This window comes from endosymbiont of unidentified scaly snail isolate Monju, assembly GCF_000801295.1.
GTDB lineage: Bacteria > Pseudomonadota > Gammaproteobacteria > Chromatiales > Chromatiaceae > MONJU.
Genome location: NZ_AP012978.1, coordinates 1,949,966 through 1,965,286 on the forward strand (window position 1 = coordinate 1,949,966; position 15,321 = coordinate 1,965,286).

A 15,321-nucleotide genomic window follows, 5' to 3' on the forward strand; every position below is an offset into this window, starting at 1 on the left:
AACGGCGTCCTCGCCGCCTTCAGCTCCGCTTCAGTCTGCCGCGAACTCGAGCCGCGCGCCGTTGGGCCCACCGAGGAAATGGCCCCGGTCGTACTTGAGTTCGCCATTGACGAAGGTGGCGATCACGCTGGAACGCAGGGTACGCCCCTCCAGCGGGCTCCAGCCACACTTGTAGAGCACATCCTCGCGACGCACGCTCTGCGGGGCATCGAGGTCGACCAGCACCAGGTCGGCGTGATAGCCCTCGCGCAGGAAGCCGCGGTCGCGGATGCCGAACAGGCGCGCCGGAGCGTGCGCCACCTTGTGCACCAGTTGCGGCAGGCCAAGCAGGCCGTCGTGTACCAGTTCGAGCGCCATGCACAAGGCATGCTGCACCAGTGGCAGGCCGGCGGGGGCCTTGAAGTAGGAAGGGTCCTGTTTCTCTTCCCAGGTGTGGGGCGCGTGATCGGTGGCGATCACGTCCAGACGGTCCTCGGCCAGGGCGGCGCGCAGGGCAGCGCGGTCTTCGGCGGTCTTGATCGCGGGATTGCACTTGATCTGGCTGCCCAGCGCCTCGTAATCGGCATCGCTGAAGTACAGGTGATGCACGCAGGCCTCGGCGGTGATGCGCTTGCCTTCCAGGGGACCGGCCTCGAACAGCGCCAGCTCGCGCGCGGTGGTCAGGTGCAGCACATGCAGGCGGGTACCGTGACGCCGCGCCAGGTCCACCGCCATCGAAGACGATTTCCAGCAGGCCGCCTCGCTGCGGATGGCCGGGTGGAAACGCATCGGAATCTGCTCGCCGTACTGCTCGCGGTAACGCGCCTCGTTGGCAAGGATGGTGGGCGTGTCCTCGCAGTGGGTAGCGATCAGGGTCGGACAGTCGCGGAAGATGGCCTCGAGGGTGGCCGGGTCGTCCACCAGCATGTTGCCGGTGGAGGCACCCATGAACACCTTCACGCCGCAGGTCTGGCCCGGCGCCAGGCGGCGAATCTCTTCGATGTTGTCGTTGGTGCCTCCGAGATAGAAGGCGAAATTGCCCCAGGCACGCCCCGCGGCCAGGCGGAACTTGTCTTCCAGGGCCTCGAGGGTGACCGTCTGCGGGCGGGTATTGGGCATATCGAAGAAACTGGTGATGCCGCCGGCCAGCGCCGCCTTCGACTCGCTGGCGATGTCCGCCTTGTGGGTCACCCCCGGCTCGCGGAAGTGCACCTGGTCGTCGATCATACCGGGCATCAGCACCCGGCCGGCGGCATCGATCACCTCGGCACCATCGGCCAGGATCTCGCCACCGATGCGCGCGATACGCCCGTCACGCATCAGCAGGTCACCTTCGCGCACCTCGCCCTCGTTCACCAGCCGGGCGTTCTTGATCAGGATATTCATCAGTCGTAGTCCTTGTCTTTCCAGGTGCGCAGGGCGGTGAACACCGCGCTGGGATCATCCAGCGTCTGCCCTGCCCAGCGCTCGGCGGCGGCGATCACCGTGGGCTCCCCGGTGCGCAGGAAAGGATTGGTCGCCAGCTCTTCGGCCAGCGTGGACGGCACGCTGGGCTCGCCGCGCTCGCGCAATACACGCACCTGCTGCTCGCGCGCGGCCAGATCGGGGTTGTCGGGTTCGACCCACTTCGCGAAGCCGATGTTGTCCAGGGTGTATTCATGGGCGCAGTAGACGCGCGTCGCCGGCGGCAGGGCCGCCAGCGCGCGCAGCGAGGCGGCCAGCTGCTCGAAGGTGCCGGAGAACACTCGCCCGCAGCCACAGGCGAACAGGGTGTCGCCGCAGAACAGGACACCGTCCCCAAGGTAGGCGATGTGGCCCTCTGTATGGCCGGGCACGTCCAGCACCTCGAACGTGACGCCAGGCCCCTCGAGCACCACCCGCTCGCCGCCGCGCAGACGCCGCTCCAGGGCACGGATGGGTTCGTCGGCAGGGCCATAGACCACAGCCTGCGGCCAGACGGCCTTGAGCGCGGCAATACCGCCGACATGGTCTCCGTGCTTGTGCGTGATCAGGATGCTCTCCAGCCGTAGGCCACGTTCGGCCAGGGCCTCGCGCACCGGTTCATCGTCACCCGGGTCGACTACAGTGCAACCGGCGTGACCCTCGCGCCACAACAGCCAGATGTAGTTGTCGTCGAAGGCAGGGATGGGCTCGATGTGCAGTTCAGCGGCCATAGAGGGTCTCCGGGTCGATCAGCGGGGCCTTGTCGATCACCAGTCGGTCACCATCGACCTTCAGGTAGAAGCAGTCGCGCCGCCCGGTGTGGCAGGCCGGCCCGGTCTGGTCGACCTTGCACAGGATGGTGTCGCCGTCGCAGTCGAGCCGCAGCTCCACCAGCCGCTGCACCTGTCCCGAGGACTCGCCCTTGCGCCACAGCCGCTGGCGCGAACGCGACCAGTAACAGACCCGGCCGGTCGCCAGCGTCTCGCGCAGTGCGGTCTCGTTCATCCAGGCCAGCATCAGCACTTCGCCACTGTCGTACTGCTGGGCGACCGCCGGCAGCAGGCCGTCGGCGTTCCATGGCAACGCAGCGATGGCGTCTTCCAGCGGTACCGTCTCGCCGGCAGGGCGTTTTTCCAGTTCCTTGAACAGGCTCATGTCACCACCATTGTCTTAAAGAACCTCTGAGTAGTATTTTCCCTTCCCCGATGCGTGGAGGAGGCCGGGAGGATCCTGCATCAGAGGGGCCGCATCGACGTACATTCTCCTCCCCCGCAAGCAACGGAGGAAGCTGAGCGGAGATTCCTTCAAGTCACGCTCATCATAGCGCAGCGACAGTTTCCGCTGCACTGCCTGTCATCCAGCCGTAAAACAGCGGTGTTATCCTGAGGTCACCATGCAGATATTCCGTATCCTGTTCCACAACAACGGCAAGCTCTACCAGTTGCACGCACGCCAGGTGTCGCAAGGCGACATCTATGGCTTCGTCGAGATCCGGGACCTGCTGTTCGGCGAACACACCGCGCTGGTCATCGACCCGGCCGAAGAGAAGCTCAAGGCCGAATTCGAGGGCGTGGAGCGCATCCTCCTGCCCATGCACGCGGTGGTGCGTATCGACCAGGTCGCAGCCCAGGGCCAGAACAAGATCCTCGACATCGACGGCATCGGCAGCAACGTCACCCCCTTCCCGCTGCCGGGAAAACGCACGGACTGAACCATGAACGCCCCGACCGAATCGCCCCTGCAACAACGCATACGTCGCCAGCGCGCCATGCTGCACAACATGCTGGTAGACCCCATGCACCGGGCCGCCAACCGGGTGGCGCAGGTGTGGGACGACCGCACAGCCCTGGATACCGAACTGCAAGACTCGATGCGCAAGGTGCCCTATGTCGCCTACCTGTATGCGCTGGAAACCAGCGGTGTGCAAATCAGCGCCAACGCCTCCGAGGACGGTCTGATGCCCGAGGACCTCGGACGCGACCGCTCCACCCGGCCCTATTTCCAGCAAATCGACCCCGAATTGGACATGACGCTCTCCGAGGCCTACATCAGCCTGCGCGCCAACCGCCCTTCGGTCACTGCGCTGCAGAAGGTCTGGCAGGACGGTGAGCACATCGGCTGGCTGGGCGCAGACTTCGACCTGCGCAAGCTGCCGATCACCAAGGACATGTACAGCGACCCCTCGCGCTGGCGTCAGATCAAGGGCGACCCCGCGATCCGCGGCCAGGTGTTCCAGCAGACCCGGATACCCAGCCGGCTCGACCGGCACATCAACCAGATCCTGCCCGTGGTCGAGGAACTGATCACCGACAACGGCATCTTCCACCTCAAGCTGCATTTCTCCAGCAGCCGGGCCACGGTATGGACCCTGGACGACCCCTACCGCTACCAGGTCATCGAGTTCGAGGACCTGGTCGATCCCGATATCTGCCTGGCTTTCCCGCACCGGGACTACCCGGCCGACGCGGTGGTTCCGAAGGAATCAATCAAGCCCATCTTCGAGACCTTCCGGCAACTGCGCTTCGCCGACGAGACCATCTACCTGCGCGCCGGCTCGATCAACATCTTCAACGGCATCGTGGGGCTGAACTTCTCCTGCGACGGCTCGCACTACATCCCCTTCGACCAGTTCCTGGCCAAGGATTCGGAGTTCTGGGAAGGGATGTGATGTCCGTTCGGCCCGGGGACGGGCCTCCTGCAGGCAGCACCGCGAACGATCTGCACAGCCCGCAGGATGGGCAAAGCGCAGCGTGCCCATCCCGTTCCCCGATCCGACTGGCCTTGATGGGTGCGATCGATGAAGGTTTGACTATCGATGGGCACGGCCCTTCGGGCCTTTGCCCATCCTGCGATGTCGGGTATATCGATAAAAACGCTCAACCCGCCTCGGCCGGCGTCTTCGCCTTGATCGACAGGGCGTGGAGCTCGTCGCTGGCGATCTGTTCGTTGACCGTATTCATCACCATGCGGTGACGCTGGACCAGGCTCTTGCCTTCAAAGGCCTCGGAGACCACCAGGGCCTCGAAATGGCGGCCGTCACCAGTGACCTCGACCCGCGCGCCGGGCAGACCGGCCTCGATGAATTGCTTGACCTTCTCGGGTTCCATCGGTTTCCTCCAGGAATCGAATGCCTGCGTGGCTCAAGTTTTTTCGCCACGCAACGACATGAAAGGCATCATTGTAGCGAGAGAAACCGCCGATGAAGCCATTTCCACGCAAATTGCCCGAGTGGTGGCACCTGATCGTGACCCTCGGGGTGATCGCCCTGCACCTGAGCGGTTACGCCGGCACCTGAACGGACAGGCGCCGGAGCCAGACCCTACCCAGTCCGGGACACCGGGCAGCCCCTCAAAGCTCCCGCGTGGCCAGGAAGCGGATCTCGGGCCAGCGCTCCTCGGTGAGCGACAGGTTGACCCGGGTGGGAGCAAGATAGACGAGCTGGCCGTCGCCATCGAGCGCCAGATTGTCGTGCGCCTTGTCGCGGAAACGCGCCAGCAGCTTGTCGTCGTCGCAGGCGATCCAACGCGCCAGTTGCACCTGCACCGGCTCGACAATGGCCTCGACACCGTATTCGTGCTTCAGGCGGTGCGCGGCCACCTCGAACTGGAGCACGCCGACCGCGCCGAGGATCAGCTCGTTGTTGCGCAACGGGCGGAACACCTGGGTGGCCCCTTCCTCGCACAGCTGCAACACGCCCTTCTGAAGTTGCTTGAGCTTGAGTGGATCCTTGAGCACCACGCGACGGAACAGTTCCGGGGCAAAGTACGGTATACCGGTGTACTTGAGTGACTCGCCCTCGGTGAAGGTATCACCGATCTGGATGGTACCGTGGTTGTGCAGGCCGATGATATCGCCGGGAAAGGCCTCCTCGACAGCCTTGCGGGCATCGGCCTGGAAGGTGATGGCGTTGGCCACGGTCACCGTCTTGCCGATGCGTACCTGGTGCATCTTCATGCCCTTGTGGTAGCTGCCGGAGCAGACGCGAAGAAAGGCCACCCGGTCGCGGTGCTGAGGGTCCATGTTCGCCTGGATCTTGAACACGAAGCCGGTGAACCGCTCCTCGGTCGGTTCCACGCTGCGCTCGACCGCCGCGCGCGGCAGGGGCGGCGGCGCATATTCGGCCACCGCGTCGAGCAACTCTTCCACGCCGAAATTGTTGATCGCCGAGCCGAAGAACACCGGGGTCAGCTCGCCGCGCCGGTAGGCATCGAGATCGAAAGCATGGCTGGCGCCGCGCACCAACTCGATCTCCTCGCGCAGTTCCTCGGCCTGATCGCCGAGCAGTTCGTCGAGGCGCGGATTGTCCAGGCCCCGGATCTTTTCACCCGTGGAACGCCGCCCGCCGTGCTCGGGATCGTACAGGTGCACCGTCTCGTCGCGCAGGTCGAACACCCCCTTGAGACGCTTGCCCATGCCGATCGGCCAGGTCACCGGGGCGCAGCGGATCTTGAGCACCTCCTCGACCTCGTCCATCAGCTCGATCGGATCCCGGCCCTCGCGGTCGAGCTTGTTGATAAAGGTGATGATGGGCGTGTCACGCAGGCGGCAGACCTCCATCAGCTTGATGGTGCGCTCTTCCACGCCCTTGGCCACGTCGATCACCATCAGCGCCGAATCCACGGCGGTGAGCGTGCGGTAGGTATCCTCGGAGAAATCCTCGTGGCCAGGCGTGTCGAGCAGGTTCATCACGCAGCCCTTGTGCTCGAACTGCATCACCGACGAGGTCACCGAGATGCCGCGCTCCTTCTCCAGCTCCATCCAGTCGGAAGTGGCATGCCGCGCGGCCTTGCGTCCCTTCACCGTGCCGGCAAGCTGGATGGCGCCACCGAACAGCAACAGCTTCTCGGTGAGCGTGGTCTTGCCCGCGTCGGGGTGGGAGATGATGGCGAAGGTGCGGCGCCTCGCGGTCTCGGTCTGCAGGTCGGTCATGACAACGGATACGGCAAAGGGCGGCAGATTATAGCGTGATGTTCGGCCCGGGGACCGACCTCCTACGTGTAGGAGCGGCGTTCCCGACGCGAACATTCGGCCCGGGGACGGGCCTCCCACCTGTGGGAGCGGCGTCCTCGCCGCGAACGATCCGCACAGGGGGGTACGATGCCGCTCAGCGATACTGCCGCAAATACCACCACTCGAAGAAACGCTTGGCCCAGTGGAACACCACGCTGCTCGGCAGCACCACCCCCCCCTTCTCGCTGCGACTGATGAACATGCCCTTGTCGCGGCTGTCCACGATGCACATCAGCTCGGCCTTGAAAGTCTTGTCAGGCTCGCGACCGGCCAGTTCGGCCAGCAGATTGTGCGCTGCCGCTTCGGCCTGGAGATCAGCCATATGCGCCTGCTTGGGCAGCCAGTCCGGCCCTGGGAAGCTGCCAGAATCGCCCGCCACGTAGACTCGCTCGGCCCCCTCTGCCTGGCACAGGGTATTGGCCTTGAGCAGCCCGCCCTCGGAGCGAGCCAGTGCGGTATTGTCGAACCACTTGTTGCCGGTCATGCCGGGCATGAACAGGATCAGGTCGGCCTCGAACTCACCACCTTCGGTGATCACCTTGTTGGCCTCGAAGCCCTTCATCTTGTGGCCCAGGTGGGTCTCGATGTCGCGCTTTGCCATCTCGCGCAACAGGCCCTCCACGGCCTTGGGCCCCAGGCGCGCGCCGGGCTTGGGGGGCGGGGTGAAGAAGATCAGCTTGAAACGATCACGCCGTCCCTGCTTGCGCAGCCAGGTATCGATGCCGAACAGGAACTCGAACACCGGGCCGCCACGCATCGCGGCCGGCTCCTTCGGGTTGCCGGCAAAGCCGAAGGCCAGGGTGCCACCTTCCAGCGCGGCCAGGCGGTCGCGGATGGCGGTGGTGGCGGGGATGCCGCCGCACGGTACGATGGCGTGCTCGATACCCGGCAGCTTGCGCATGAACTGCCCCCCGAGGCGATGATGATGCCGTCGTTGGGGATATCCCCGGCGCTGGTGCGCAGGGTGCGCCCGTCCTCGCTCAGGCCGGTGGTCTCGGCCTGGTGGTAATCCACCCGCATGCGCCGGAAGAAGTTGTCCAGCGGGATCACCAGGTCTTCGGGCTGGCGCAGGCCGGTGGGAATCCAGATGGTGCCGGGGTAATACACAAACTCGGGACGGGGGGCGACCAGATCGATCCGCAGGGCGGCGTCCAGGGCACGCAGCTTGCGGATGGCCGTCAGGGCGCCGAAACCGGCACCAACCACGGTGACTCTGTTGCTCATGACGCTTCTCCGGAACAGGAACTCGTTGCATTCTAACCTCTACGGCACAGACTGTAGTGCCGGCATCCGGTAAGGAAATGCCTTTTCCTGCCGTCATGCCGAAACGAGGACACGTCACGTGAAACTGTGATGAATGGCCTTTGCCCGACACGCGACCAACGGCTTATGATCACGGCAGAACAATCATACGTCGCCATAGCCAAGGGAGTATCGAGGATTGATCAACAGCGACCCTGACCTGATCGGTCGAGTCACCGACGTCTCCGCCCGCCACCTGACGGTTACCCTGAACGCCGATCTGGAGGACAGCCCCGCCGCGCGGGACAACAGCAGCATCACCCATTCAGGTGCCCACCTCATCATCCGCTCACGGGGGATGCAGTTGCTGGTGCGCGTGGTGCGCTCCTGGTCCGAAAGCGACCGTACCCTGTTGCAACTGATGCCCCTGGGCAATATCACCAGCGACGGCAGCTTCAGCCGGGGAGTCAACCAGTTTCCCTCGCTGGGCGCCGGAGTCTATACCATCAACACCAACCAGCTGGCGGCCTTGTTCGACACCTTCCGGCGCTACGGCGTCCATCTTGGACGCCACAGTCAACATCCCGAGCTGAAGGTCTATTTTGACCCCAACCCCCTGTTCGGACGCCACCTGGCCATCCTCGGCCAGTCCGGCGCGGGCAAGTCGTGGACAGTCGCCAGCATCCTGCAGCGTACCGTGGAGGCCCTGCCAAAGGCACATATCGTACTGCTGGACATCCACGGCGAATATGGCTGGCGCGACGCCGACGGCAAGCTGCACAGCGCCTTTCCCGAGGACATGGCACGGCACGTGGACGCACGTGCGCTGGAGATCCCCTACTGGCTGCTGACCTATGCCGAACTGATCGACCTGCTCATCGACCGCTCGGACCCCAATGCCTCGCTGCAGATGGCCTTCATGCGCGAGGTGCTCTACAGCCTGCGCAAGAAGGCCAACCGCGACCTGGGTATCGACAGCCTCTCGGTGGACTCGCCGGTGTACTTCTCGATCAAGGAGATGTACCTGCAGTTCAAGAAGGCCAACGAACAACAGTCCGATTTCGGCAAGACGCGCGGCCCCCTGTTCGGCACCTTCGACGAGTTCCTGGTGCGCTTTCAAGCGATGTTCAACGACTCGCGCTACAGCTTCCTCTTCAAGCCGAAACGGCGTACCGAATCCGCCCACCTGGAATCGCTGCTGCGGGACTTCGTCGGCCTGGGCGAGCCCAAACGCCCGATCACCGTGATCGACCTGAGCGTGGTCCCGCACGACGTGCGCCCGACCATCACCGCGCAGATCGCCCGCCTCGCTTTCGAGTTCAACTACTGGAACCCGCAGCGACGCGAATTCCCGTTGCTGCTGGTCTGCGAGGAGGCCCACCAGTACATCCCCCGCGAGAACGATGTGCAGCATTCGGCCACCCGTCGCGCGGTGGAACGCATCGCCAAGGAAGGCCGCAAGTACGGCGTGGGGTTGTGCGTGGTCAGCCAGCGCCCGCTGGAGCTTTCCGAGACGGTGCTGGCACAGTGCAGCAACTTCATCTGTCTGCGCATCACCAACCCGGACGACCAGGCGTATGTGCGCCGCCTGATGCCGGAAGGAGAACAGGACCTGACCGACACTCTGGCCTCGCTGCGCCGGGGCGAGGCGCTGGCGGTCGGCGAGGCCATTCCGCTGCCCACCCGCCTCCAGGTCTACAAGCCCGACCCGGCACCCTCGAGCCAGGACGCACCGGTGCACCAGGCCTGGCGTGGCGGACCCGACGACCTCGACGTGGGCAACATCGTGCAGCGCTGGTGGCGGCAGCAGCGTTGACCCCCTCCCCCGCCTGAACGACGAAGGGCCGACAGCGCACGCTGCCGGCCCTTGTCTTTGAGCGCCTGCACCGGCGGGATCAGGGCATGTCGTCTACCACGCCCTCCTTCTTGACCGGCATCAGGTCAGCCTTGCTCACACCGAGCATGAGCGCGGCGGTGCTGGCCACGTAGATCGACGAATAGGTACCAATGAAGATGCCGACCAGCAGGGCGAAGGCAAAGGCGTGGATGATCTCGCCGCCCAGGAAGAACAGCGCCAGCAGCACCAGGATGGTGGTGAAGGAGGTCATCAAGGTACGGCTGAGCGTCTGGTTGAGCGAGATGTTGATAACCTCTTCCGGCGTGCCCTTCCGCAGCTTGCGGAAGTTCTCGCGTACCCGGTCGAACACCACGATGGTGTCGTTGAGCGAGTAGCCGATCACCGCCAGCACCGCGGCCAGCACCGTGAGGTCGAATTCGATCTGCAACAGGGCGAACAGGCCCAGGGTGAACAGCACGTCGTGGACCAGGGCAATCACCGAGCCGAGGGCGAAACGCCACTCGAAACGCAACGCCACGTAGATCAGGATGGCCATCAGCGCCACCAGCACTGCCAACGCGCCATCCTCGGTGAGCTCATCCCCCACCTGCGGTCCGACGAACTCCACCCGTCGCAGTTCGACCTGGCCACCAGCTGCCTTCGACAGGCTGGCGAACACCTGGTCGCTGACCTTGTTCTGGCCGCTGTCCTGCTGTTGCAAGCGGATGAGGATGTCCCGCGGGGTGCCGAACCGCTGTACCGAGGCGTTCTCGAAACCGGCCTCGGCCAGCACCTTGCGCACCTGGGCGATATCCACGTCCTGGCGATAGCTCACCTCGATGAGCGTGCCACCGGTGAAGTCGATGCCGAGATTCAGGCCACGCAGCACGATGGCGATCACCGCCACCACCATCGCCGCACCCGAGAACACCAGGGCCAGCCGCCGCTTGCCCATGAAGTCGATGGTCGACCCACTCTTGATGAAACGCATGCCTGCTGTCCTCGGGTCAGATAGCGAGCGCCTTGACGCGCTTGTTGCCGTAGATCAGGTTGATGAGTGCGCGGGTACCGACGATGGCGGTGAACATCGAGGTCACGATGCCGATCGCCAGGGTGACCGCGAAACCGCGCACCGGCCCGCTGCCGATGGCGAACAGCACCACTGCCGCGATCAGGGTGGTGATGTTGGCGTCCATGATGGTGCTGAAGGCCTTGGCGTAACCCGCATGGATGCTGGCTTGCGGCGTGCTGCCATTACGGATCTCCTCGCGGATGCGCTCGAAGATCAGCACGTTGGCATCCACCGCCATACCCACGGTGAGCACGATACCCGCGATGCCAGGCATGGTCAGCGTGGCCTGGAGAATGGACAGAGCCGCGACGATGAGTACCAGGTTGGCGAGCAGTGCCAGATCGGCGATCAGACCGAACACCTTGTAATAGACGGCCATGAAGATCACCACCAGCGCCAGGCCGACCATCACCGAACGGAAGCCCTGGTCGATGTTGTCCTGGCCCAGGCTGGGCCCGATGGTACGTTCCTCGACGATGTCGATGGGTGCGGCGAGCGCCCCGGCCTTGAGCAGCAGCGCCAGTTCGTGGGCCTCGGCCGGGCTGTCCAGGCCGGTGGTCTGGAATCGCCGCCCGAAGGGCTCGCGGATGGTGGCCACGTTGATGACCTCCTCGACCCACTTCTTGATGGGCTTGCCGTTCTCGTCACGCCCCACAGTACGCTTTTCCTTGAACACGACCGCCATCGGCTTGCCGACGTTTTCGTTGGTGACGTTGCGCATGCGCCGCGCACCCTTGCCGTCGAGGGTGACGAACACCGCCGGGGTGCCGGACTGCTGGTCGAAGCCCGACGAGGCGTTGATCATCTGGTCACCGGTGACGATCAGCTGGCGCTTGAGCAGGATGGGCTGCCCCTGACGATCGTGGTACAGGCGGGTGCCCGGCGGGACCTTGCCGGTGCGCTCGGCCTGCAGGGCCTGCGCCGGATCGCCCGCCACCAGTCGGTATTCGAGGGTGGCGGTCGCGCTCAGCAGGTCCTTGACCTTGCCCGGGTCCTGCACGCCGGGCAGTTCCACCACGATCCGCCGCTCACCCTGTTGCTGGATGATCGGCTCGGCCACGCCCAGGGCATTCACCCGGTTGCGCAGGGTGGTGATGTTCTGCGACAGGGCCTGCTTGCGGATCTCGCGCTCCGCCGCCTTGGTAATCTGGGCGCGGAAGTAGTGGGCATCGCCTTCGTCACGCGCGCTGAAGTCGAGATCGCGGAATTCCTCGGCGGCCGCGGCCATGGCCTTGTCACGCACCTCCGGATCGCGGAAACGCACTTCCACACCATTGCCGACGGCCTTGGCGGTCACGTAGCGGAAGCGGTTCTCGCGCAGAAAAGTGCGCATGCTGCCCACCTGCAACTCCATGTGCTTCTTCAGCGCCGCGTCCATGTCCACGTCGATCAAGACGTGGATGCCACCCCGCAGGTCCAGGCCCAGGCTCATGGGCCTGCCACCCAGCGCGCGCAACCAGTCGGGCAGGTCGGGCGAGAGCGTCAGGGCATGGGTAAAGCCTCCCGGCAGCTTGCGCGCGATCACGTCCTGACCACGCAGCTGATCTTCGGGACGTTCAAAGCGAATCCGCAGACGCCCCTGCTGGCGCTCGATACGCTTGTAGGGCGCCTTGGCCTCGTCCAGCGCCTTGCGCAGCGTATCCACCAGGCTGTCGCTGACCGTGGCCCCACGGGTGCCCGTAACTTCGACCACCGGATCCTGGGGAAAGACATTGGGCAGGGCGTAGAGCAGGCCGCCCAGGATGACGAGGATGACCAGCAGGTTCTTCCAGAGGGGATATCGGTTCATGGTGTCGGTCTGTCTGGGGCCGCGGGCAGACGCGGCAGGCTCACATTTCCTTGAGGCTGCCCTTGGGCAGTACGGTCTCGACCGCAGTACGGCGGATGGTCACCACGGTGTTGTCGGCAATCTCGACCTTGACGAAGTTCTCGCCGACCTCGGTGATGCGTCCAACCAAGCCGCCCATGGTCTGCACCTCGTCACCCTTCTTGAGCGCCTCGACCAGCTTCTTGTGCTCCTTCTGACGCTTGACCTGGGGACGGATCATGAAGAAATACATGATCACGAACATGCCGATCAGGAACAGCAGCGGCAGGCCGCCGGGGTCGGCCGGGGCAGGCGTCGGGGCGGCCAGGGCATCGGATATCAGAAAACTCATCGAAACACTCCAAACCAGGATCGGAATCGGAAAATCGACCGCCGGATCAGATACGGCGGACATTACTGGCCGCGCATTATGCCACAGGCAGCCGCACCCCGGCTTCAGGGCGGCGCCGGCAGGCCCTGACGCGCATAGAAGTCCTCGCGGAAACGCTCGAAGCGTCCCTCGGCGATGGCCTCGCGTATCTCGCGCATCAGGTTCAGGTAGAAATACAGGTTGTGGATGGTATTGAGTCGCGCCCCCAGGATCTCGTTGCAACGGAACAAGTGGCGCAGGTAGGCACGGCTGTAGTGGCTGCAGGTATAGCAGTCGCAATGCGGGTCCAGCGGTCCGGTATCCTCGGCATGAACCCGGTTCTTGATCCGCACCACTCCCTCGCGCACGAACAGGTGGCCATTGCGTGCATTGCGCGTCGGCATCACGCAGTCGAACATGTCGATACCGCGACGCACGCCTTCCACCAGATCGGCCGGCGTGCCCACCCCCATCAAGTAACGTGGACGATCGACCGGCAGACGTTCGGCCAGGAAATCAAGAATGCGCAGACGGTCTTCCGGCGGCTCACCCACCGACAGCCCGCCCACCGCGTAGCCGTCGAAGCCGATCTCCCGAAGCCCGTCCAGCGAGCGTTCACGCAGCGATTCGTACATGCCACCCTGCACGATACCGAACAGGGCATTGGGATTGTCTCCATGCGCCTTGCGACTGCGCGTGGCCCAGCGCAGCGACAACTCCATCGAGGTACGCGCCTCGTCCTCGCTTGCCGGATAGGGCGTGCATTCGTCGAAGATCATGACGATATCCGAGCCCAGCTCGCGCTGGATCTGCATCGACTCTTCCGGCCCCATGAACACCCGCGCCCCATCCACCGGGGAACGGAAATGGACCCCTTCTTCGGTGATCTTGCGCAGCCCCCCCAGAGAATACACCTGGAAACCGCCGGAATCGGTGAGAATGGGACCCTCCCAGTGCATGAAATCGTGCAGATCACCGTGCGCACGGATGACCCCGGTACCCGGACGCAACCAGAGATGAAAGGTGTTTCCCAGGATGATCTGCGCCCCCATGCCGGTCAGCTCTTCGGGTGTCATGGCCTTGACCGTGCCGTAGGTGCCCACCGGCATGAACACTGGTGTCTCGATCTCGCCACGCGCCAGGCGCAGGCGCCCCCGACGGGCATTGCCGTCACTCTGGATCAGCGTGAACTCGAAAGACATAGAACCCTTTTATGAGTGAGTGTTGACATCTTTTTTAGAATATTAGAGAATAAACGTGTGCTGAGACCTAGCACATCTCCTCCATCCTCCTTTGGTGGTATTTGGCGCGGCGCCCCCTGCCGCGCCTTTTTTTGTCCGCCTCCGGCAGACAGGCCGAACATGTCAGGCGACACCGCCGATCCCCGGACGGGCTCACCTCCACCTCTCCCTCTCGGTCAGGGCATCGGCCGCCCTCTCCAGCAACATGGCATCACCATAGCTGTAAAAGCGGTAACGCCGGGCAACGGCATGTCGATAGGCGGCCATGACCCGCTGATGCCCGGCAAAGGCAGAGACCAGCATCAGCAGGGTCGATTTCGGGAGATGAAAGTTGGTGAGCAACACATCCACGATCCGAAAGCGGTAGCCCGGACGAATGAACAGGCGGGTGTCACCACGAAAGGGTCGCAATTCGCCATCGGCGGCGGCCGACTCCAGGCTGCGCACACTGGTCGTGCCCACGGCGACCACCCGACCACCACGCGCCCGGGTCTGGCTTACCTGCTCGCAGACCGCCTCATCCACCTCCAGCCACTCGCTGTGCATGACATGCTCATCGAGATTCTCCACGCGCACCGGCTGGAAGGTGCCCGCCCCGACGTGCAGGGTGACACGCGCGGTCTCCACGCCCATCGCCTCCAGGCGCTCGAGCATGGCCTCGTCAAAGTGCAGGCCGGCGGTCGGAGCCGCCACTGCACCCGGGCGACGTGCATAGACCGTCTGATAGCGCGTCTCATCCTCCGGCGCGTCTTCCCGGCGAATATAGGGAGGCAACGGCATGTGGCCATGCGCGGCCATCAACGCATGGAAATCGCCCCCCATCTCGATCTGCAGCAGAAACAGACCCTCCTGGCGTTCGATCACTCGCAGACGCCATTCGCCGATCGTCAGCGCCCCACCCGGCTTCGGCGATTTGCTCGCGCGAACATGGGCCAGCGCGCGATCGGCACCCACCACCCGCTCGATCAGGATCTCGACCTGTCCTCCCGTGACCTTGCGACCATACAGGCGGGCCGGCATCACCCGGGTGTCGTTGAATACCAGCAGATCCCCACGACGCAACAGACCGGGCAGCTCGCCGAACCGGCGATCGACAGGCTCACCGTTCGCTGGCAGATGCAACAGACGGCTGTCGCCGCGCCGTGCGCAGGGGCGCTGGGCGATCAGCTCCTCGGGAAGGTCGTAGTCGAAATCGGATAATTGCATGGGCGCGCGATCTTAGCACAGCCCCCAGGATGGGCAGTTCGCCAGGGGCGGGCTCCTTGCCCCATTCCCATCGGCCACAGGGATTCATCACCCCCCCAAGGCAACGCAATCGGC

The 15,321-nt window shown here is 64.4% G+C and carries 13 protein-coding genes and 1 pseudogene; 3 read left to right on the plus strand and 11 right to left on the minus strand.

Going from position 1 to position 15,321, the window contains the following annotated elements:
• Positions 1-30: 30 nt before the first annotated feature.
• From EBS_RS09380 to hisI, 3 genes are read right to left on the minus strand one after another with little or no spacing between them, the layout of a single operon-like run.
• Positions 31-1,368, minus strand: coding sequence for a dihydroorotase (locus EBS_RS09380; protein WP_043108418.1), 1,338 nt, complete (start codon positions 1,366-1,368; stop codon positions 31-33).
• Positions 1,365-2,153, minus strand: a complete 789-nt coding sequence (gloB, locus tag EBS_RS09385; protein ID WP_043108420.1) for a hydroxyacylglutathione hydrolase — start codon at positions 2,151-2,153, stop codon at positions 1,365-1,367. The genes EBS_RS09380 and gloB overlap by 4 nt, the downstream gene beginning before the upstream one ends.
• Positions 2,143-2,571 carry a phosphoribosyl-AMP cyclohydrolase gene (hisI, locus tag EBS_RS09390; RefSeq protein WP_043109618.1) on the minus strand — a complete coding sequence of 143 codons (429 nt, stop codon included), beginning with the start codon at positions 2,569-2,571 and terminating at the stop codon, positions 2,143-2,145. Before hisI ends, gloB begins: the two co-directional genes overlap by 11 nt.
• A 244-nt stretch (positions 2,572-2,815) precedes the next feature.
• Here hisI and EBS_RS09395 point away from each other — a divergent pair, with 244 nt between their 5' ends.
• Positions 2,816-3,133, plus strand: a complete 318-nt coding sequence (locus tag EBS_RS09395) for a DUF1820 family protein (protein WP_043108421.1) — start codon at positions 2,816-2,818, stop codon at positions 3,131-3,133.
• 3 nt (positions 3,134-3,136) lie between these two features.
• On the plus strand, positions 3,137-4,090 hold the full coding sequence (locus tag EBS_RS09400; protein ID WP_043108422.1) for a PDC sensor domain-containing protein: 954 nt from the start codon (positions 3,137-3,139) through the stop codon (positions 4,088-4,090).
• Positions 4,091-4,298: 208 nt separating this feature from the next.
• Here EBS_RS09400 and EBS_RS09405 read toward each other — a convergent pair whose 3' ends face one another.
• The 3 genes and pseudogenes from EBS_RS09405 to EBS_RS09415 form a co-directional block, all read right to left on the minus strand.
• Positions 4,299-4,529 carry a BolA family protein gene (locus EBS_RS09405; RefSeq protein ID WP_043108424.1) on the minus strand — a complete coding sequence of 77 codons (231 nt, stop codon included), beginning with the start codon at positions 4,527-4,529 and terminating at the stop codon, positions 4,299-4,301.
• A gap of 241 nt (positions 4,530-4,770) precedes the next feature.
• Complete coding sequence (locus EBS_RS09410) at positions 4,771-6,351, minus strand: peptide chain release factor 3 (protein WP_043108426.1); 1,581 nt, start codon at positions 6,349-6,351, stop codon at positions 4,771-4,773.
• A 175-nt stretch (positions 6,352-6,526) separates the two neighbouring features.
• Positions 6,527-7,656, minus strand: a pseudogene (locus EBS_RS09415) (NAD(P)/FAD-dependent oxidoreductase).
• 217 nt (positions 7,657-7,873) lie between these two features.
• Between EBS_RS09415 and EBS_RS09420 the strand changes: the two are divergent.
• A complete protein-coding gene (locus EBS_RS09420; protein WP_043108427.1) occupies positions 7,874-9,490 on the plus strand; it encodes an ATP-binding protein in 1,617 nt (538 codons plus the stop codon).
• A 79-nt stretch (positions 9,491-9,569) separates the two neighbouring features.
• On the opposite strand, the gene secF is transcribed toward EBS_RS09420, so the two are convergent.
• The 5 genes from secF to queA all read right to left on the minus strand — a co-directional run bounded on the left by secF (position 9,570) and on the right by queA (position 15,207).
• Positions 9,570-10,502 (minus strand): protein translocase subunit SecF, encoded by a 933-nt coding sequence (gene secF / locus EBS_RS09425; RefSeq protein ID WP_043108428.1) that lies wholly within the window; start codon positions 10,500-10,502, stop codon positions 9,570-9,572.
• Between the two features lie 16 nt (positions 10,503-10,518).
• Complete coding sequence (gene secD / locus EBS_RS09430) at positions 10,519-12,372, minus strand: protein translocase subunit SecD (RefSeq protein WP_043108429.1); 1,854 nt, start codon at positions 12,370-12,372, stop codon at positions 10,519-10,521.
• 40 nt (positions 12,373-12,412) lie between these two features.
• Positions 12,413-12,742, minus strand: a complete 330-nt coding sequence (gene yajC, locus EBS_RS09435; protein WP_043108430.1) for a preprotein translocase subunit YajC — start codon at positions 12,740-12,742, stop codon at positions 12,413-12,415.
• 104 nt (positions 12,743-12,846) lie between these two features.
• Positions 12,847-13,962 carry a tRNA guanosine(34) transglycosylase Tgt gene (gene tgt, locus EBS_RS09440; protein WP_043108431.1) on the minus strand — a complete coding sequence of 372 codons (1,116 nt, stop codon included), beginning with the start codon at positions 13,960-13,962 and terminating at the stop codon, positions 12,847-12,849.
• A 192-nt stretch (positions 13,963-14,154) separates the two neighbouring features.
• The gene (gene queA / locus EBS_RS09445; RefSeq protein ID WP_043108432.1) at positions 14,155-15,207 is read right to left on the minus strand and encodes a tRNA preQ1(34) S-adenosylmethionine ribosyltransferase-isomerase QueA; all 1,053 of its coding nucleotides are present in this window, start codon (positions 15,205-15,207) and stop codon (positions 14,155-14,157) included.
• Positions 15,208-15,321: the final 114 nt, after the last annotated feature.